The following is a 22,541-nucleotide window of genomic DNA, read 5'->3' as shown; positions in this document are numbered from 1 at the left end:
ATTATAGATTCTCAAATAATAAAATAAAGGAAAATAGTATGAAAAATAATAAACTTAAAAAAAAAGTAGAAAAATACATTCAACTTGAACAAAACAAATACTTTAAAGATGAAGCAATAAAATTACTTAATGAAAATAATGAGAGAGAACTGTACAATAGATTTTATAAAGAGCTAGAATTTGGCACCGCTGGAATGAGAAGCCTCATTGGAGCTGGAACATACTATATCAACACATACAATATTACAAAAGCAAGTCAAGGAATTGCCAATTACATCCTTGAAATCACACAAAAACCTAAAGTTGTAATAAGTTATGATTCAAGACATTTCTCAAAAAATTTTGCATATGACGCTGCCGAGATTTTTGCATCAAATGGCCTTAAAGTTTATATATACAAAAATCTAAGGTCAACACCTCAGTTATCATATACAGTTAGAAAATTAGATTGTGATCTTGGAATAATGATAACAGCAAGTCATAATACAAAAGAATACAATGGATATAAAGTATATTGGAAAGGAGGTGCTCAAATAATACCTCCTCATGATACACGAATAATATCAGAAATCAAAAAAGTATCTAATGTTAAAAATACACTTACAAAAGAAGAAAGTATAAATAAGCAAGCAATAATTGAACTTAATGATGAGATTGATATAGCATACATAGAAAAAATAAATGAAGAATTTCCTGATTTCAATAAAAAAAGCAAAAATACAAATTTAAAAATAGCATATACTCCTTTGCACGGGACAGGAGGAACAATAATAAAGGAATTATTTAAAGGCAGTAAAGTAGAACTTTTAATTGAACCAAGTCAAATAATCCCTGACCCAGAATTTCCGACAGTCAATTATCCTAATCCTGAAGAACATACTACCATGTCCAAAGTAATAGAACTTGCAAAAAGAAAAAACTGTGATATTGCATTTGCAACCGACCCAGATGCTGATAGGATGGGTATAGCCTTTAATGAGGGTAAAAAATGGAAAATTTTAAATGGCAATCAAATTGCATGTATTTTAATGAATTACTTATTATCTAGAGAAAAGAATCCTAAAAATGTATTTGTGATAGCTTCTTTCACTACAACACCAATGCTAAATAAGATAGCAAAAAAATATAACTCAACATTATATAGAACATATACAGGATTTAAATGGATAGGGCACTTAATAGATGAGATAAAAACAAAAGAACCAAACAAAAATTTTATTTTTGGATGTGAAGAAAGTTATGGATACTTAATTGGAACTGGAACTAGAGATAAAGACGCATTTTCAGCCATAAAAGGATTTTGTGATTTAATGTTGACATTAAAAAAGAATCAAATAACAATAGGAAAATATCTTCAAGAAATGTACAAAGAGTTTGGATATTATAAAGACTTTATAATTAATAAAAGTTTTCAAGGAAGTAATGGAGAGTTTTTAAGAGAAGAATTAATGTCAAAATTTAGGAACGAAATTAAAAAAAATTTTGCAGGAATTAACATAATCAAAAAATTAGACTATAAAAATTTAACAGAAACCGATATGAATGGCAATGTATATAAAATAACAAAATACAAGCATACTACAAATGCAATAAAAATCTTATTAGAAAACGAAATAGAAATAACCATTAGGCCATCTGGAACAGAGTCAAAAATTAAATTTTATGTATCCATATATTCAAGATACGAACAAAAAAACAATATTTTTGATATAATAAACAGTATAAAAATGGAGATAGAAAAGTATTAATATAGCAGAGAACCTAATAAACCTAGTCGAAGTAGCCGCTAGAGAAGTTGCTAGAAAAAATAAAAATAGAGAAGTTTCAATTTGGCATTTATTAATGTCTATATTAGTTTGTCCAAAAAAATCTGAGATAAAAAAAATAGATACCAAAACTTTAAAAAATATCAAACAAGATACATTATGTGAAATAGAAAAATTAGAAAAAGTTTTAATTGGTACTAATGAAATTATAATTCCAAAGATAAACAGAGAAATTTTCATTCTTATTGAACAAACAAAAAAAGAATTTAAGTCTAAAACTTCAATAGGCATAAAAGAGATTTTTTATCAAATCTTAAAAACGAAAAAACTTCTCAAGAAATATAAACTTAATAAATTAAGCTTCAACTTTAATGAAGAAAATATGATAGCAAGTATAGACAAAATAAGGTTAATTGAAACATATAAAGAATTCGAAGATGAAATAAGACTTACAAATGACTATTTTGAAATTGATAAATACGTTAAAAACTTGACAAAACTTGCAAAAGAAAAAAAACTCAATCCTTTAATCGGTCGTGAAAAAGAAATTCAATCACTAATAAACATACTTGAGCGACGAAATAAAAATAGCACAATTTTAATAGGAGAACCTGGTGTTGGCAAAACAGCAATTGTTGAAGGCCTTGCCATCAAAATTGCAAATAAAGAAATAAAGAACAAACTACAAAACAAAGTAATACTACAAATTGACACTTCTGACTTAGTCTCAGGAACAAAATATAGAGGCGAATTCGAAGAAAGATTAAATAACATAATTAAATCAATTAAAAACAATAAAGATATAATAATATTTATCGATGAAATACACACTCTAATAGGAGCTGGAAACTCCGAAGGCTCTATTGACGCAGCAAATATTTTAAAACCCGTTTTGTCTCGCTCTGCAATACAAATCATAGGTGCAACAACTTATGATGAATATAGAAAACATATTTCTCAAGATAAAGCATTTACTAGAAGATTTCAAACAATATCGATCAAAGAACCTGATGAAAAAGAAACTCTTAATATAATTAATAACATAATAAAAAACTTTGAAGATTATCACGGTGTTACTTATGAAAAAGAAGCCATAGAAAATGTTATCAAGATATCATCACAATATCTAATTAACAAAAGATTTCCCGATAAAGCAATTGATCTAATTGATATTGCCGGGGCTCAAAAAAAGCAAAAAGAAACAAATGAAAAAATAATCAATGTAGAAGATATTAAAAGCGCAACAGATGAACTATTAAATATTAAGATAAAATCTAACATCAAAGAAGAAATTGATACGCTTAAAACAGAAGCAATACACATAAAAGAAAAAATAATTGGTCAAGAATGTGCTATAAATGAAATAATTATAGAAATGGTCAAAACAAAACTCGAAATCAATAATAATACGCAACCTTTAACATCAATATTGCTCATAGGTTCAAGCGGAAGCGGAAAGACAATGATAGCAAAAACAATATCAAGCATCATTATTGAGGATCAAAACTCAATACTAAAGCTAGACATGTCAGACTATAGAGAAGAAACTTCCATATCAAAATTAATAGGAACGAATCCAGGATATACAGGCTATGCTGACGGTGGTATTTTAACAAACAGATTAAAACATAATCCTAGAGCCTTTATTATACTTGAAAATATCGAACATGCTCATAATTCTGTGCTTACTATCATAGAACAAATACTTGAGCACGGAGAGCTAATTAGTAGTAAAGAAGACAAAATATCCTTTAAAAATACCATTATTGTTTTAAGTACATCTATTGGCACCAAAACACTACTTGGCAAGGGAAGTATTGGATTTAAGAAAACAGACAATAATATAAATATCAAAAACGAAATCAACAATGAGCTTAAAACAAGATTCAAATCATCACTACTAGACAAAATACAAAAAAAAATAATTCTTAATATCTTAAAAGAAGAAGACCTCAGCCTAATTTATAACAATTATTGCAAAGAACTCACTAAAAAATTTAGACTAAAGAATATTAAAATAGAGATTGATGACAATCTTAAAAATCATATAATCAACAAATATTATGATAAAAATTCCGGAGCAAGAAGCGTTTTAAATGCAATAAAAGAACAAATAGAAGAAAAAATTATCAATCAAATATTCAAAAATCCCAATATTAATCTAATAAAAATATATTTAGACCAAAATAATATAAAAATTAAACAAAAGGAAATCTTATGTTCAAGAAAGTAGAAAGCAAAGTAAATTTCCCTAAGATAGAAGAAAAAATATTAAAATTTTGGAATGATAATAAAATTTTTGAAAAATCAATACAACAAAGAGAAGGTTGTGAAGAATTTACATTCTATGATGGACCACCATTTGCAACAGGACTTCCACATTTTGGACACTTCGTTCCAAATACAATTAAAGATATCATTCCAAGATATAAAACAATGAAAGGCAAACAGGTTAAGAGATATTTTGGATGGGATACTCATGGTTTACCCGTAGAATATGAAGTAGAAAAATCCTTAAAAATCTCTGGAAGATACGAAATAGAAAAATATGGAATTGATAAATTTAACGAAGAATGTAGGAAGATAGTTCTTAGATATACAAAAGAATGGCAAAAAACAATTTCAAGACTAGGTAGATGGATCGACTTTGAAAACAATTACAAAACAATGGATACAACCTTCATGGAATCTGTATGGTGGGTATTCCAAACACTTTATAATAAAGGTTTAATTTATGAAAGCTATTATGTATTACCATATTCTCCAAAACTTGCAACTCCTCTCTCAAACTTCGAAGTTAATCTCGGTGAATATAAGGAAATTCATGACCCATCACTAACTATAAAATTTAAAATCAAAGATAAAAATGAATACTTACTCGCATGGACAACAACTCCTTGGACACTACCTACAAATCTTGGAATTGCTGTCGGTAAAGATATAGATTACTCTAAAATATTTGATAAGGAAAAAGATGAAATATTTATAATCGGCACAAAAAGGTTAAATCACTATTATAAAGATGAAAAAACATATACAGTAATAGAACAATTTAAAGGTGAATATATTAAAGGAATAGAATATGAACCCATATTTAACTATTTCCTAAACCAACGGGATAAAGGGGCTTTCAAGATTCATACAGCAGAATATGTCACAACTGATGATGGAACAGGAATAGTACATATCGCACCCTTTGGGGAAGAAGACTATAACATACTTAAAAATAATACAAAAACCGACATGATAACACCTATAGATGCCGAGTGCAAATTTACAAACGAAGTAAAAGATTTTGAAGGACTATTTGTTAAAGATGCAGATAATAAAATAATAGAAAAATTAAAGTCAATGAACCTTTTATTCAAACGAGAAAATTTTCTACACAGATATCCATTTTGCTACAGAACAAATTCACCTCTAATTTACAGACCCATAAGCTCATGGTTTGTAAATATTGAAGCAATAAAAGAAAAACTCATAAAATCAAATGAGCAAATAAACTGGATGCCTTCACACTTAAAAAAAGGACGATTTGGTAAATGGCTAGAAAATGCACGAGATTGGGCAATAAGTAGAAACAGATTTTGGGGAAATCCAATACCAGTTTGGATATGTTCAAAGACAGGAAATAAAATATGTATAGGATCCAAAGAAGAACTTGAACGACTTTCAGGACAAAAAGTAAATGACTTACATAAAGATAAAGTTGATCAAATTACTTGGCCCAGTGAATACGGTGGTGTATATGTTCGAACAAATGAAGTTTTAGACTGCTGGTTTGAATCTGGTTCTATGCCCTACGCAAGTAAGCATTATCCATTTAAAGATAAAGATAACTTTCATAATATTTTTCCTGCTGATTTCATTGCAGAAGGTCTAGACCAAACAAGAGGATGGTTTTATACATTAACAATCCTAGGAACTGCACTTTTTGAAAATACAGCATTTAAAAATGTAATAGTTAATGGACTAGTATTATCTAGTGATGGAAGAAAAATGTCAAAATCACTTAGAAATTACACAGATCCAATGGAAGTAATAAACACATTTGGAGCTGATGCTTTAAGGCTTTATTTAGTAATGAGTCCCGTGATAAGAGCTGATGATTTAAAGTACAGCGATGACGGAGTTAAAGATGTTTTAAAAAACATTATAATCCCTATCTGGAATGCTTACTCATTTTTCATAACTTATGCAATAATTGACAAATTTGAACCTAATAATAACATAAATCTATACAAAACTAATATCCTTGATAAATGGATAGTTAGCGAAATCGAAAGTCTAAAAAAAATATTAAACGAAGAAATAGATAAATATAATTTAACAAAATCAATAGAAGAACTTCTTGCATTTATCGACAAACTAAATAATTGGTATATCAGAAGATCAAGAAGAAGGTTTTGGAAATCCGAGAATGATAATGATAAAATCGATGCCCATGAAACGCTATATTATGTAATAAAAAACTTAATGTTAATGCTTGCTCCATTTATCCCGTTCTTAACAGAAGAAATTTATCAAAATCTAAAGACTAAAGATGAAAAAGAATCAATCCATCTAAACAAATATCCACAAGCAATTGAAAAACTTATTAACATAGATCTTGAAGAAAAAATGAACTTTATAAGAAAAGTTGTTTCAATCGCAAGAGCACTCAGAGCATCACATAATATTAAAATACGGAAACCCATAAGTACAATCTATGTTGTTACCAAGGATCAAAAAGAACAACAAATACTAAATGAGATGAAAGAAATAATACTTGAAGAAATTAATGCAAAAGAAATAAAAATCAAAAACAATGAAGAAGAACTTGTAACTTACAAAGCAAAAGCAAACTTTAGAGAACTTGGAAGTAAACTTGGCGTAAATATGAAAGCAGGATCATTAGAAATAATGAAACTAACAAACGAAGATATATTAAAGATAATAAATGGTAACAAACATATAATTAAAATCAATGAAAATACATATGATATTATGCTAAAAGATATAATTTTAGAAAGACATGAAAGAGAAAATTTAAAAATAATAAATGAAGATTCTGTCACAATTGGATTAGATGCACTAATAACAGAAGAATTATATTTAGAAGGACTCTCAAGAGAACTTATAAGAAAAGTACAAAATTTAAGAAAAGAAAATAATTTCAATGTTAGTGACAGAATAATACTATACATAGATAACAGTGATATATTGAAGAAAATAACAAATCAATTTGAAAGCTATATTAAAACGGAAACCTTAACACTCAAAATAGAAATTAATAAAGAAAAGGCATTAACAAAATTAGAACTTGACGATGAAATATTCATAAAGATAGGTATCAAAAGATGGTCAAACTAATTATTAAAATTTTCATGGCTATTCTTTTTATAGGATGTGAAACTTTAAATTACTGTCCACCTAAAAAAAACATATCTTCAATTATGTTGTTAGACCCATCATCAGACATATACGCTTACATAAATCTATCTAAAAACAGATTCATCTACAATGAACTCAAATTCAAATACAAAATCGGACTTAACACTGTTGGTAACTTATACTTAAGTTACACAAAAGATCCTGAAACTTTCTCAGCAATAATAACAGGAAATTTTCCCAAAAATATCTTTTGGGGAATACAAAATAACTCAAATTTTGAATCCTATGGAAACATATTTATAAAACCAAAATGGAAGATAAAAAATTCAAATATATATATCACTCCCACTAAAAATAAAAAAGGAATTCTAATAAATCAAAAAGAAATAACTCATAAAAATGAAAACATACTAACAACAAAATATATTGATATACTCGATCAAAATGAAATATTCTTTTGGATAAAGGATATAGCTAAACTAATGCCAAATAACATAAAGAAAACAAATCGTATTCCCTGCGACAAGGGAATATTCATTGCAAATAGTGAAAATAACCAGGATTATAATTTACAAGCTTACTTACATACTGATAATCCAGCAATACTATCTATTTTATCAAAAAAACTAATACCAATACTATTAGCAAGCACGACAAAAATCATAATCTCAAGTCCTATAAAAACTAGAATAAAAGATCAAAATACCGTAGAACTTAAATTTAATGTTAACAAGATAAGCATCAAAGAATTTATAACAAGTTTAATACTAACTAAAGACGAAGAATCCGAAGTATCTGAATCAAATAGACCATACTATTAACAAAATAAATTTAATACCGTCTTTTATATAAACTCAATTCACATAACCTACAAAAGCAACTGTCTTTCAATTACATACAATCTCATACTTATATAGGCAAAATCAGCATGTGCAAATTGTACCTTCAAACTTTATTTTAAAACCTCTTCTTATATTAAAATATTCACTTAATTTGACCTTAAATCAATACAAAATGACAAGCTTAAGATAAATTTAAATTACCAACAATCAACCTCCCATGATAAGCTTTCGCACCTAGAATAGTATCAATAGCATCAACATTATCCTTACTAACCTTACCTGCAACAACAATTTCTAATTTTTCTCCAGCCATCAATATTAAATCCTGAAGTATCATAAGTGAATCTTCCGCTTGGAAACCCCCTCCTGAAGTCAATATTCTATGAACACCAATATCTAAAAGACTAGCCACAGAAGATCTAATATCACAAGTCTCATCAACTGCTTTATGAAAAGTAACTTTTAAAGGATAAGCTAAACTTAGCAAGTTTCTAGTTCTATCTATATCAATTTCATAATTATCCTTTAAAATTCCAAAAACTACACCGTCCACTCCAAGACTCTTGCAAAGCTCAATATCTTCCTTCATAGCTTGAAATTCTAAATTAGAATACACAAAGCTCCCACATCTTGGTCTAATCATTACAACAATAGGAACGTCCAACATTTCCTTTAAAACTTTTATGGTGCCATAAGAAGGCGTAGTTCCTCCACAAGTCGTATTTTCACAAAGCTCAATTCTATCAGCACCAAGCCTAACAGCATTTAAAGCCTCTAATATATTAAAAACACATGCTTCTCTTATCATCTAAACACTTAAATTACATAACAATTTATTTTCAACAAAATAATGATATAATGCTCCAATTTTACCAGAATCATTATTAAATTTAGTTGTTTCCACTCTAACAAGTTTCTTGATATCATTATTATAAATATGAGCCAATTCTAAAGACCATAAATTTTCTAATTTATCATATATTTTACTTATTAAATCCGGTCGTGAACTTATTCCGCCTCCAACTAAGATTTTTTCAGGATTTAAAATAAAAGTTAAATTAAAAATTCCAAATGATAAAGTTTCAAAAAAATGCTCGATTTCATTCCTAGCATGTATATTGCCACTATCAGCAAGCTCAAAAACATATTCTCCAGAAACTTCTTCAAATTTCATTTCCAATCGCTCAGCAACCCTCCTCCTTAAAGCCGCAACAGAAGCCATAGATTCCCATCTACAATTAAAAGGAATATTATTTCCAAGTCCTCTGGTTATCATAAAACCAATTTCACCAGACATAAAAGAATATCCCCTCAAAAGTTTTCCATTCATAAATATTCCAGCACCAATGCCTGTTCCAAGAGTCAACGCAACAAAATCATCAGAATGAATAGCATTCCCTTTAAATTTTTCTGCTAAAGCCACACAATTAGCATCATTTTCAATCTCAACATTCACCCCTGTTAAAGCTTCAAGTCTTTCTTTTAAAGGATAATTAGTAAATCCTTTAATAGCATTCACTCTAATTACAATGCCCTTAGGATCAACAAACCCAGGCATGCAAATTGCAACACCTTGAATATTTTCTTCTCTTTTATAAGAATTAATTACATCGACTAAAATACCAACTTGCTCATCAGCAGTAGTACCTGATTTAACTTCATGTTTATCAAGGAAATTACCACCACTATCTACAAGAGAATATTTAGTAGTAGTACCTCCAACATCAATTGAAACATAACGTTCCATACAAATCTCCATATTTTAAAATATTCAGGTAATTATACAATAAAACATTAAAAACTCTCTATAGTAATCTTAGAAACTGTTGAAATTTTACTTATAACTATCTGGGTATTAATCTCTTCCTTCAAATAAGAAACATGAGATATTATACCAATTTGACGACCATCAACACGCTGCAAATCAGAAATCTTTGGAATAACCATTTTTAAAGTATCCTCATCAAGACTCCCAAATCCCTCATCAAGAAAAAATGCTTCTATTTTAAGATCACTATCTCTTATCATGTCTGAGAGAGCTAGAGAAAGCGATAAAGATACAAGAAATTTCTCACCACCAGATAAAGTTTTAACACTACGGGTCATATTTCCATCTTTTTTGCTCTTAACTAGAAAATTAAAATCTTTACTATTTGTATTAATTTCAAGCTCAAAATCAGGCAGAATAATATTTAAATACTTTTTATTTGATATACTTAAAATCTCATCAATCAAAAAACTCTGAACATAATACTTTAAACTAGGAGAAGTAGTAACAACTTTCTTTAAAATTTCTAATTTATCATTACGCTCATTTACACTACTTAATTCACTCTTAATATTTTCTAAATTAATCTCATGTGTATTAAGTTCTGCTTTAAGAATCTGCAAACTTGAAAAATTTGCCTCATACTTACTAATATCTTTAGAGAGAAACTCAATCTGAGACATAAAATTAGATTTCAACTTCATAAAATGCTCTAAACTATTCTTACTAGGTTTTAAAGAATCAAGTGAAAAAATAGGATCCTTATCACAAAAAAAACCTTTAATTGATCTTTTAAAATCAACAAAACTAGAAGTAAACTTAGCAAGTTCATCTTTAAGCTCCATTTTAAAACCTAATATGGTTTGTTTCATAATCTCAATTTGACTCTCAAGTTTAAGTTTTTCATTACTTATATTATCAAGACATAAATTCAATTTAATATGATCATTTTCTATGTCTCTTTTAGACCTTAAAAATTTTTCAAACTCTCTCTCAATTAAAGCGGGCTCACTTAGACTTATCTTTAAATTAATATTAGATAATAAAATTCTTATCTTACCTAAATTTTCTTTAATTTCTACTTCCTTTAAAGAAATTCTGGAATTTAAATCATTGAACATTAATTTTAAAGCTGCCATTTCCTTAAGTTTACCTTCAAAAATCAAAATCTTATCCTTATTAGAATAATCTATATATTTTTGAAATAAATTTTGACCAATTCTTTTTAAAATTTCTGCATTATTTTTCTTAAAATTTAAGACACAACCCTCCCATTTAATTTTACTTTCTTTATTATGCAAGATAGCAACTTTAAGAATATCTAACTCAGATTGCAAAACTTGAAGCTTTGAATTCAATTTTAAGAGCTCATTTAAACTACTGATTTTTAATTTTTCTTTTCCTTGATATACTTTATATGCATCCTCATGATGTTTAAGATCCTCTATATCTTTCTCAACAGACTGTCTATTGTTATTAAGATGTTCTAAAAAATTTCTATATAAATCAATTTTAATATTTATCTCAATAGCTTGTGATAAATCACTATCATTTGACTTTAATAACAAGTCTAATCCATTTTTATATCTCAATATTAATTCTTCATAAAACCCCTTCAATAACTTTAATGCCTCATAATAAACATATTTATCAAAATCAAATGATATTTTTTCTGAATTAATACTTTTGATTTCGACGTTTTTTCTCTTCTGTTCTACTAATAATTTTTTTCTTTGAGTTTCCAATTGCTTCTCTTTTACAAGCAATCTATCATAAGCTTCCTCATCAAAATTCATCTCACATAAAATAACATTCTCATAATATAATTCTTTTACATAATCAAAATTAAAATTATCTAAATCTAAATATTTCAATTCTTCTAAGTCCCTTTGAATACTTAAAAGCTCTAACGAAAACCGATTTTTATCATTTAATAGTTCTCTTTGCCTTTGAACAAAATTTTTTAAATCCAAAAAATCATTAGAATTATAAAACTTAAGCTTTTCATCTAATTCTGATTTAACCTTTTTCTGCAAAAAATACTCATGATTTAATTTTTTTATGAACACAACTTTAGAAGACAATTCCAATTCTAAATTATCTATCCTATGTCGAATATCTAAATAATTTTGATTGAACTTTATTAGTTTTTCACAAATAACTATCAACTTATAAACATTGTCAAGATTTTCTCTTAAAATTTCTACATTAATTAAATTCAAAGATTCATTCAATTCATTTATCTTTTTTTTATTAATGCTCAGTCTGTTTCTTTCTTCCGTATCTAAAAATACTAATCTTTCTTTCTTGAATTTTGTAAGTTCTAATTCTTTCTTTAAAAAAATTTCTATATCATCATACTTTTTTAAATTAAAAATATTGTCAATTATTGCTGTTTTATTTTTTGGATTTGAAGTTAAAAACTCCTGAAAATTACCTTGAGGCAAAATAACAGTTTGACAAAACTGTTCAAAATCTAACCTACAAAGACTCTTTATATAAGACAAAACATCATCTTTATTCTCAATCAAACTCCCATCACTAAAACAAGTAAGTACCATATTTTTTGGTGTTTCCTTTTGTCTTGTATTAAGTTCAATAAATGACTCATAAACTTTTCCAGAAACAGTGAAAGTAAGCTTAACATAAGCACTATCAAAACCTTTCGAAATTGAATCTGAAATATTTTTATCAAGTCTATACACTCGTGCATAAAGAGCAAGAGTAATACAATCCAAAATTGTACTCTTGCCAGTTCCAGTATTGCCAGAAATCAAAAAAATTCCCGACTTTTGTAAAACAGGAACATCGAAATTTATCTCATATTCACCTTTATAAGAAGCAATATTTTTAAATACTAAATTATTTATCCTCATATTCGCCTGCTCTTCCCTTAAGTAATACTTCTTCAAAAAGAGCAATAAGTTCTTCTTCCCTAAATTTATTTCCTCTCCTAAAACCATTCTTAATATCTTTTTTTAATTTTTCCTGGAAAAAATACTTCTCATCCCTACTTAATACTTCATCTCTACTAAGCAACATTCGTCCTTTTTGTAAGGAGTCTTCTTCTGAATCTATGCAATGATAATAAATATCAAATATATTGATTAAACTTGACTTTGCAAAGTCATAAATCTGTTCTTCAAATTCCGCAGCCACTTTCTCATTAAGTTCGATTTTTAAGTAACATAGATAAGAAATTTCATTCTTAATCTTATGCAAATCATTCATAATCTTATTAAAAGAGCCTTGTAAAAAGTACAATTTACCAAATACAGGAAGTAAAACCTTACTTTGTTCAACTAATTTACTTTCACTAAAAAATAAAATATTTACATATTTTTTAATATCCTCATCAAATGAATATTGAATTGGTGAACCTGAATAAACTACATTATCTTTTAACTTTTTAAAATTATGAATATGTCCAAGCGCAACATAAGAAAAATTATTACCAAAAATACTCACAGGTAAAATAGGACTATTTCCAATACTACCAACTACACTACTACTAGAAAAAAAAGAATGTGCAATCAATATTCTAGGAATATGAAGATACTGCTCATCAAGGGACCCAATAACATTTGATATTTGATCTTTATAAGCTTTTTCAAGGTTTTTAAGAAAGACATCGTTATGTAATTCTATATTTTTACAATCTTGATCCACAATAAGTCTTTCATTAATATAAGGCATGCAGATAATAATAAACTTAATATCACCACGGTCTTCTAAAAACACCACTTGACTAGAAAGTTCATTTCCAGTAACTAAAAAAAAATTAAACTTTGAGAGTATCTTTTTATTAAGATTAAAATAATCTCTTTTATCATGATTTCCAGTAATAACTACACACCATTTACAAGAAGTAAAAGATAACTCGTAAAAAAAATCATTTATTAATTTTTGTTCTTCAAGTCCAGGCCTCTTTGAATCATAAACATCACCAGCAATAAGTAAAAGATCAATTTTTTCATTTTTAATAAATTCCAATAAAAAACTTAAAAACTTCTGTTGCTCACCAATCCTAGAAAAATATCCAATTTTTTTACCAATATGCCAATCAGACGTATGTAAAACTCTATAAGTACTCATAAATACCGCACTATTTTTATTGAAAAATTACAATAATTTATACATTATGTTATATTATATATATATAAGGGTTTTATGCAACAAAGAAAATTAATAATAGTAGAATCACCAACAAAAGCAATAACGATAAAGAAATATCTTGATAACTCATTCTTAGTAGAAGCCTGCATAGGACATATAAGAGATTTGCCAAACAGTGCTAAAGAAATACCTGAAGAGTACAAAAAATTTGAATGGGCAACTCTCTCTATCGATCATCAAAATGACTTTAAACCGCTCTACATTATCCCAAACAACAAAAAAACAGTAATTGAAAAACTCAAAAACCTCATAAAAGAGAAAGATGAAATCTATCTTGCCACTGACCAAGATAGAGAAGGTGAAACAATAGCATTCCATTTAAAAGAAGTATTACAAATTAAAAATTATAAAAGAATGGTATTTCATGAAATTACAAAAAGTGCAATAATCGATTCACTAAATAATACAAGAGAAATTAATATGAATCTCGTTAATGCCGGAGAGACAAGAAGAATACTAGATAGACTGTATGGATATACTATCTCTCCTCTACTTTGGAAAAAAATTGCTTACGGACTTTCTGCCGGCAGAGTACAATCCGTTGGCCTTCAATTAATCATAGAAAAAGAAATGACAAGAATAAATTTTAAGAAAGCAAATTATTATTCCATTACACTTGAATGCAAACACAATAAAAATGATATACAGATTAAAACAATACTTGAAAAGATTAAGAACAAAAATGTAGCTGAGAGCAAAGACTTTGTAAACGACACAGGGTGTTTACACGATCCTGACAAAACAATTGTAATAGACAAAACATTAATGAATATGCTTACAAAGGAGTTAAATAACACAAAAGAGATCAAGGTGATTTCAATTGAAACAAAAGAAATAAAACAAGCTCCTCCTAAACCATTCATCACCTCTTCTCTTCAACAAGAGATAAACAGACGATTAAAAATAGGAACCAAACAAATTATGAATTACGCACAAAAACTGTATGAGCACGGCTACATAACTTATATAAGAACAGATTCTTATAACATTGCCAAGACTGCAAAAGAAAAAATAAAAACTATTATAAAACAAAAATATGGTGAAGAATATATAGAAACAAATGACAGATTATATACCAAAGCTAAAATGGCTCAAGATGCACATGAAGCTATAAGACCTTCTGAACTCTTTACTTCTCCTGAACAAATACAAATAGAAAGCGAAACTGCCAGAGAAATATATAAAATAATATGGGATAGAACTATTGAATCCGTAATGAAAGACGCAAGAAAAAAAATTATTAAAATAACATTGAAGTATGAAAATTTAACTTTTAAAACAAGTTTCACAACAATCATTTTTGATGGCTTTCTAAAAAATAGTAAAGAACCTTATGAAAACAGTATCATAGATTTTTCCCTCATAAAAGAAGGTGATAAATTTGTAATCTTAGACGTAAAACCAGAAGAGCATGAGACAAAACCTCCACTTAGATATACAGAAGCATCACTTGTACAAAAACTTGAAAAAGAAGGTATAGGACGTCCTTCAACTTATTCTACTATTATCTCAACACTCTTTGAAAGAGAATATATATTTAAACACAATAACACACTAATTCCAACAATAAAAGGAGCTGCTGTCATAAATCTCTTAAAAAAATATTTCCCTGTACTAATTGAACTAAAATTTACATCCCACATGGAAGAAAATCTAGATAAGATTGCAATAGGCACGCTAGACAAAATAAAATATCTAAATAAATTTTATCATGGAGAAGAAGGTCTTAAGAATACAATAAATAAAATAGAACCCATTATTAGCCCTGAAGAATTTAGAATAGTCTATGAATACACTAATAACGAAAAATTTAGTTATAAAGTCAATCTTGGCAAGTTTGGTCCTTATTTAATTTTTAATGGAAATAATTACGCGATTAATGTAACAACACCATTAGAAAACTTATACAAAGAAGATGAAATAAAAAAAATAATATCAGAAAAAGAAATACAACCCAATATATTAGGAATCGATCCTGAAACAGGACTTAACGTAATATATAAAAACTCAAAATATGGAGGAATTGTCCAACTTGGAGAGGATATTTATGCTCCACAAGAATTCACAAAAACAGGTAAACCAAAAAAACCTAAAATCATAAAAGCTAAAAAAATGTCAACAAAAAATATAGAAAATGAAAATATAACCCTAGAACTTGCTCTCAAATTACTATCACTTCCAAAAACAATTGGCGAATATCCAAAAACTCATGAAAAAATAATTGCTACAACAGGAGTTTTTGGAGATTATATTAAAACTGAAAACAACAGCATAATATGCCCATTAAAAAAAGACACAAAAGCATACGAAATAACACTAGAAGAATCAATTAAACTGCTAGACGCAAAACTAGAAAAAAACGGAATTATTGTAAAAATAATACCACTAGCAAAAAATAAAGTTGGAAATAAAATTTATGTTTACAAACAAAATGATAGATTTTATGCTAAAATTAAGAGAAAAAAGGTTGATTTGCCTACTGATATTGACCTTAATCAAATAGATGCAACTTATATTTTTGGACTAATATAGGATATGAATGATTTTGAGCTTCCCATTTACAAATATAAAGATGAATTAATTAAAAATCTAAAAACAAACAACGTTTTAATAATAGAGAGTCCAACAGGAAGTGGAAAAACAACACAAATACCAAGGATAATATATGAATCAGGACTAACAAAACTTGGTAAAATTGGTGTAACACAACCAAGAAGAATAGCCACAATATCAATAGCAGAATATATTGCAAAACACATTGGAGTTAAACTTGGAGAAGAGGTAGGCTATAAAATAAGATTTCAAGAAGTCACAAGCTCTAAAACAAAGATAAAATTAATGACAGATGGGGTTTTATTACAAGAACTCAAAAAAGACACCCTACTTTATGAATATGACGTAATAATAATAGATGAGGCTCATGAAAGAAGTTTAAACATAGACTTCATACTAGGACTTATTAAAGATATATTAAACAAAAGAGATGATTTTAAAGTTATCATCTCATCTGCCACAATAAATACACAAGTATTTTCAAAATACTTTAACAACGCTCCAATACTTAGCATAGAAACAATTACTTATCCTGTACAAATAATCTATAATCCACCACTACTCAATACATCAAAATCAATGATATTAAAAATAAAAGAAATAATTAGTGGTATCATCAAAGAAAAAAAAGAAGGTGATATCCTTATATTCCTATCTGGAGAGAAAGAAATAAAAGAAACGATAAAAGCAATTTATGAACTGAATTCCAAACAAGACTTAATAATATTACCTTTATATGGTCGGATGGCAAAAGAAGCACAAGAACAAATATTTATGCCTACACCAAAGAATAAAAGAAAAATCATAGTATCAACAAACATTGCAGAAACTTCAATTACAATTGAAAATATCAAGATAGTAATTGATAGCGGAAAAGTCAAAACAAATAGATTTCAGATGAAAACACACACTTACTCACTTCAAGAAGTACCAATTTCAAAATCATCTGCAACACAAAGAGCAGGAAGAGCAGGAAGACTTGCAAAGGGAACATGTTACAGATTATATAAAAGAGATGAATATCAATTAAGAGACGAATATCAAAAGGAAGAAATATACAGAACAGATCTCTCTGAAGTAATCTTAAGAATGGCGGATATTGGAATTAGAAATTTTACAAAATTTGACTTCATTTCAAAACCATCAATTAAATCCATTCAAACAGCAAGTGACATATTAAAATCCTTAGATGCAATAAATGAAAAAAATGAACTTACGGAAATTGGAAAATATATGATCATATTTCCTCTAATACCAATACATTCAAGGGCTTTAGTTGAAGCAATGATGAACTATCAACAAGCAATATACCCAACCACAATTGGACTATCATTTTTATCCACAAGTGGAATTTTCTTACTACCTCAAAACGAAGAAATAGAAGCCAGACAAGCCCATCTAAAATACAAAAATCCACTAGGTGACTTAATAGGATTTATTAACATATTTGAAGATTATAAAAAAGCCATTAATAAAGAAGCCTTTGCTAAAGAGAACTATTTAGACTTACAAGGTCTTGAAGAAATTACTAATGTACAAAGACAACTTGAAAATATTGTAAGTAGTTTCAACATACCAATAGTACACAAACATGAAATTGATCACGAAGGCTACTTAAAATCCATAATGAGAGGCATGAAAGATTATATTTGCTTTAAAACTTCAAAAAATAAATATAAAACAATAAAAGCCCAAAATATAGTGACCCATCCGGGCTCACTTATTAACACAGATTCTGTAAAATATTTCGTAGCAGGAGAAATAATAGAGACGAGTAAAAGATATGCCAGATCAATTGGGGTACTTAAAAAAGAATGGATCAATGATATTCAATTTGAAGAAAATGAACAAAAAAACACTCAACAAGAAAAGAAAAAATTAAATAACACCCACAAAAACATAGCAAAAAAAGATAAAAAACATTTATTAGAAAATGAAATAACTATTGGGGGAAAGAAATTTAATACTCACAATGAAAATAAAAATCAAGTAATAATTAGCTTAAAGGAAGTTCAAGAATTAATCTCAAAAAGATTAAAAAACTCAGAAGAGAAATCAATAAGAAATGTACTTGCAAAATTAACACATGAAAATTTAATAATATTCAAAAATAAGCAATTAATAGAAATAATGCGTATAGTAAATGGTATGGAATCAGACTGGTCGCTCATTAAAAAATATGAAAGCGCAAATATCAACATTAATGAAATTGATAAGATGCAAAATATTTTAGAATGCACTATGAATTTCATTAAACATCCCAATAAAAAATCGGTTCTTTTCCTATCACTTAGAAGTGACTACTCGGACAATTTTTGGCTCAAACCTCAAAAAAGCTTTATCGTAGCAATCGAAGAATCAATGGATAGCATAAAAACCCTGATCGACAATCAAGACAATATTAAAAAACTTGATCCTATTAAAAAAACAGTAAATAAAGTTTATAAAAAACTAAACTTCTTTTTTTAAAAATTCATAAATCACATTTAAGATTGTAAAAATAAACATTAACAAATAAAAAAATAAATAAATTAACGTTATTTAAACTAAAATCATATTTAAAGTTAATATAAATTAATATAAACTGTAACTAATAAAAAAAACATATAAATTAATGGAGGGTAAATATGAATAATTTAATGAAAAATATACAAAATCTAGGAAAAGCTGTACAAACTCCTGCAGCCGTTTTACCAATTGCTGGTCTTTTACTTGGGTTTGGATACCTCATAATAGAAACGACAGAACCTTCTAACATGCTTAGACAAATTGGCAAATTAATGGAACAATCAGGCGGTGCTATTTTTGGGAATTTACCCATACTATTTGCAATCGGAACTGGAATGGGACTATCTAAAAATAATAAAGCAGCTGCAGCACTTGGAGGGGCCGTAGGATACCTAATTCTAAATGCAGGACTATCTACATTTACAATAATGATTAATGGAAAATCAGAACCTGTTAACATGTCCGTTTTGGGGGGTATTATTACAGGTATAAGTTCAGCCATGCTTAGCGATAGAATAGTAAACTATAAAATACCACAATTTTTAGGTTTTTTTTCAGGGCAAAGACTAGTGCCAATAGCTAATGGATTATTGTCTGCAATACTTGCTATAATATTTGCTTTCCTATGGGCACCGCTACAAATAACTATTAATCAAATTGGAAACTGGATGATAGAAGCTGGTAATTTAGGAGTATTTGTATTTGGCTTCTTAAATAGACTTCTCATAATAACAGGCCTACATCAGCTTTTAAACACTTTAGTATATTTTGTATTCGGAGAATATACCACAAATGACGGCAACATAATCCAAGGAGAAATCACAAGATATTTAAATGGGGATCCAAATGCTGGCGCATTTACATCAGGGATGTATCCAGTAATGCTGTTTGGACTACCAGGTGCTGCTCTTGCAATGTACTTAACATCAAAAAAAGAAAGAAGAAAAGAAGTAGGTGGTATTTTACTCTCTGCATCACTCACCTCATTTTTAACAGGAATTACAGAACCAATAGAATACACATTCATGTTAATAGCACCTTTACTTTATCTAATACATGCGATTTTAACTGGAATATCATTAGTAATTACTAATATACTTGAAATACGCATAGCATTTTCACTCTCCGCAGGAATAATAGATTACTTCTTAATGTTTCCAAAATCAACAAATGCTTTACTAATACTACCAATAGGATTTGTAATTGGAACTGTATACTTCACCATTTTTATAACACTAATCAAAACATTTAAAATTAAAACACCTGGTCGTGAAGATAATACTAAACAGCAAACAATTTCTAATAATGATTTTAAGCTATCTCAAAACGAAAAGTTTGAGAAAATTATTCAAGCTCTTGGAGGAATCGATAATATAACAAATATTGATTCATGTTTTACACGATTAAGAGTAGATGTCAAGTCTTCCTTATTAGTAAATAAAGATTTAATGAACCAGCTTGGAGCTACTGGAACAATCATTACATTAGGAAATCAAGTGCAAGTAATATTCGGTGCACAATCCGAACAAATTTCAAATTATATAAAATCTAAAACTTAAATCATAAAGAATAAGAAGAAAGAAATAAAATTTTTTCTTCTTATTTTCACTAAAAAAGTGTATAATACCTTAAATAAAATTACATGAACCTAATACAATCTAAAATATTGCTGATCTTGTCATTAATGATTCCTTTTGTTCTAACATATGGTACAGACAAAGAAAATTTGGAAAAATTAAATAAATTATATATGTTATACGACTTAAATAACAATTTACCAAAAGAACTCGAAACAATAAATGCAATCAAGAATCTAAATTCAGAGTATTATTATCTACTTATGGCCAAATATTTACTTAAAATAAAGAAATATGAAGAAGCTAATAATTTTTTAAAAAAAATACAAGAGCCTAAAGATAAAAACATAAAAAACGAAATTTTGTTACTAAAACTTAGAATCAATGAAGAAAACATAAGCGAAGATGAAATCAATGATATCTTATATAAACATAAAGGGTTAGATATAAAAATAATTTATCAATTATATAACATTGCAAGAATAAAAAATAATAAAATTTCTTTAAAGATAAAAAATATAATCTTAAACAACTATCCTAAGAGCATTTATTCTTATAAAATAAAGAGAAATGAATAAAAAATTTTTAAGCGTAATAATATTAATTTTGACAGTAAGCGTCTTATCAGCACAAAAATCACTCAACACAGAAGACGTGGAAATGAGATATGAAATCATTAAAGGTTCTTTTAAAGAAAGTAATTACGTCATTATCAAGATTAAAAACAAAAATTTAAAGTTTATAATATCAAAGCCTATTTATGATACAAAAACTAATAATTACTACTTTAATGGTCAAACAACAAGTCAATTTTTACTTTCTAACAAGGTAGATATTGCTATTAACACTAGCCCATATGAGATTAAAGACAATATATTCTACCCTAACGGTTTATACATATATGATAAAAAAATAATCTTCAATGCAAAAAAAGATCAAGGAATAATTATAATCAACAACAATCAAATAATATTAAATCCCAAGCAAGATGAAATCAAAAATTCTGACTATGGTTTTAGCGGTTTCTTTCCTTTAATCAAAAATGGAAAATACACCAAAAATTTTAAAGAAAATAAACATCCAAGAACAATAATAGGTAGTGATAAAGGAAACAAACACCTATATCTAATAACGGTAGAAGGAAGAGGTGCTAATAATAGCAAAGGAATCTCGTTAAATGAAGCAATAGATCTATCATTAAGTTATGGTATTAACAACTCTATTAATCTAGATGGAGGTGGTTCAAGCACACTTGTAACAAAATCCAACAATTCTGCTTATAAACTTAATGCTACATCTAACCTTTTTGGACAAGAGAGAATAGTCCCTTTTCACTTAGGAATAAAACTGCCTAACTGAGAAATTTCCAACCAATATTAATTCCAAGAGTAACCTCAGTTGTGAGAGAAGAAAAATTCTTTACAGAAAGAGAAGTAGGTGAAATTGAAAGCATAAATAAAGGTCTAATATAGAGTCCTTTAACTTCAGGAACGAAAAAATCCGTAGCAAATCCCAAAGACAAAAACACCAAATTTTGTCTCTTAGCACTTAAATCAAGTGTATATTTAATCCCAAGAAGGGGGAATAATGTTCTAACATATTCCTTAAAAACAATCGGATAAATTCCATAAAGTCCAAAAGCAAAATATCTACTATGATGGCTAGATAAAAAAGCATCTTTATAAGAGATATCCAAAATAACATAATTAGCATCAAAGAACAAACTTAGATTTATTCCATTATCTACTCTACTATAATTTTTTATAGACTTACTTATATCACTTTTGCTAGTATAATTAGTAAATTGATAAGCAAAGCCCCCTCCAAAAGATAATGGATATGCGAATATTGAAGCACTTGAAGGAAAAAATAAAAATAATAAAAAAATATATTTTTTCATTGATAATCCTTACACTTTCTAAAGAAACATTATATTATTATATATAACTGTATATCAAGTAACATATATAATAAAATT

The 22,541-nt window shown here is 27.7% G+C and carries 14 protein-coding genes; 9 read left to right on the top strand and 5 right to left on the bottom strand.

The features are described from left to right. Positions 1 to 38: 38 nt before the first annotated feature. From bpSLO_RS04270 to bpSLO_RS04255, 4 genes are all read left to right on the top strand, one after another. Positions 39 to 1,748, top strand: coding sequence for a phospho-sugar mutase (locus tag bpSLO_RS04270; protein ID WP_025407264.1), 1,710 nt, complete (start codon positions 39 to 41; stop codon positions 1,746 to 1,748). Between the two features lie 94 nt (positions 1,749 to 1,842). After that, positions 1,843 to 3,999 carry an AAA family ATPase gene (locus bpSLO_RS04265; RefSeq protein WP_025407265.1) on the top strand — a complete coding sequence of 719 codons (2,157 nt, stop codon included), beginning with the start codon at positions 1,843 to 1,845 and terminating at the stop codon, positions 3,997 to 3,999. Then, positions 3,984 to 7,118: an isoleucine--tRNA ligase gene (gene ileS, locus bpSLO_RS04260; protein WP_025407266.1), complete on the top strand. Its 3,135-nt coding sequence runs from the start codon at positions 3,984 to 3,986 to the stop codon at positions 7,116 to 7,118. The genes bpSLO_RS04265 and ileS overlap by 16 nt, the downstream gene beginning before the upstream one ends. Beyond that, positions 7,106 to 7,960, top strand: coding sequence for a hypothetical protein (locus bpSLO_RS04255; RefSeq protein WP_025375811.1), 855 nt, complete (start codon positions 7,106 to 7,108; stop codon positions 7,958 to 7,960). The genes ileS and bpSLO_RS04255 overlap by 13 nt, the downstream gene beginning before the upstream one ends. A 202-nt stretch (positions 7,961 to 8,162) precedes the next feature. Here bpSLO_RS04255 and bpSLO_RS04250 read toward each other — a convergent pair whose 3' ends face one another. The 4 genes from bpSLO_RS04250 to sbcD are packed head-to-tail and all read right to left on the bottom strand — an operon-like array spanning position 8,163 to position 13,844. Further along, entirely contained in the window at positions 8,163 to 8,789 is a 627-nt protein-coding gene (locus bpSLO_RS04250; protein ID WP_025375810.1) for a copper homeostasis protein CutC, read from the bottom strand. Beyond that, the gene (locus tag bpSLO_RS04245; RefSeq protein ID WP_025407267.1) at positions 8,790 to 9,728 is read right to left on the bottom strand and encodes an ROK family protein; all 939 of its coding nucleotides are present in this window, start codon (positions 9,726 to 9,728) and stop codon (positions 8,790 to 8,792) included. A 47-nt stretch (positions 9,729 to 9,775) separates the two neighbouring features. After that, positions 9,776 to 12,625, bottom strand: coding sequence for an AAA family ATPase (locus bpSLO_RS04240; protein ID WP_025407268.1), 2,850 nt, complete (start codon positions 12,623 to 12,625; stop codon positions 9,776 to 9,778). After that, positions 12,612 to 13,844 (bottom strand): exonuclease subunit SbcD, encoded by a 1,233-nt coding sequence (gene sbcD / locus bpSLO_RS04235; RefSeq protein ID WP_025407269.1) that lies wholly within the window; start codon positions 13,842 to 13,844, stop codon positions 12,612 to 12,614. The genes bpSLO_RS04240 and sbcD overlap by 14 nt, the downstream gene beginning before the upstream one ends. A 75-nt stretch (positions 13,845 to 13,919) precedes the next feature. On the opposite strand from sbcD, the gene topA reads away from it, so the two are divergent. The 5 genes from topA to bpSLO_RS04210 all read left to right on the top strand — a co-directional run bounded on the left by topA (position 13,920) and on the right by bpSLO_RS04210 (position 21,922). After that, positions 13,920 to 16,457: a type I DNA topoisomerase gene (gene topA, locus bpSLO_RS04230; RefSeq protein WP_025407270.1), complete on the top strand. Its 2,538-nt coding sequence runs from the start codon at positions 13,920 to 13,922 to the stop codon at positions 16,455 to 16,457. 3 nt (positions 16,458 to 16,460) lie between these two features. Next, entirely contained in the window at positions 16,461 to 18,947 is a 2,487-nt protein-coding gene (locus tag bpSLO_RS04225; RefSeq protein ID WP_025407271.1) for an ATP-dependent RNA helicase, read from the top strand. A 158-nt stretch (positions 18,948 to 19,105) separates the two neighbouring features. After that, the gene (locus tag bpSLO_RS04220; RefSeq protein ID WP_025375804.1) at positions 19,106 to 20,545 is read left to right on the top strand and encodes a PTS transporter subunit EIIC; all 1,440 of its coding nucleotides are present in this window, start codon (positions 19,106 to 19,108) and stop codon (positions 20,543 to 20,545) included. Between the two features lie 83 nt (positions 20,546 to 20,628). Next, complete coding sequence (locus tag bpSLO_RS04215; RefSeq protein ID WP_025407272.1) at positions 20,629 to 21,141, top strand: hypothetical protein; 513 nt, start codon at positions 20,629 to 20,631, stop codon at positions 21,139 to 21,141. 133 nt (positions 21,142 to 21,274) lie between these two features. Next, positions 21,275 to 21,922 carry a phosphodiester glycosidase family protein gene (locus tag bpSLO_RS04210; RefSeq protein WP_422109638.1) on the top strand — a complete coding sequence of 216 codons (648 nt, stop codon included), beginning with the start codon at positions 21,275 to 21,277 and terminating at the stop codon, positions 21,920 to 21,922. On the opposite strand, the gene bpSLO_RS04205 is transcribed toward bpSLO_RS04210, so the two are convergent. Beyond that, positions 21,915 to 22,463, bottom strand: coding sequence for a TDE1717 family outer membrane beta-barrel protein (locus tag bpSLO_RS04205; protein WP_025407273.1), 549 nt, complete (start codon positions 22,461 to 22,463; stop codon positions 21,915 to 21,917). The genes bpSLO_RS04210 and bpSLO_RS04205 overlap by 8 nt on opposite strands. Positions 22,464 to 22,541: the final 78 nt, after the last annotated feature.

Source organism: Borrelia parkeri (assembly GCF_023035815.1).
Taxonomy (GTDB): domain Bacteria; phylum Spirochaetota; class Spirochaetia; order Borreliales; family Borreliaceae; genus Borrelia; species Borrelia parkeri.
The sequence above is the reverse complement of the archived record's forward strand: the minus strand, read 5'-3'. Positions and strand labels throughout refer to the sequence as shown.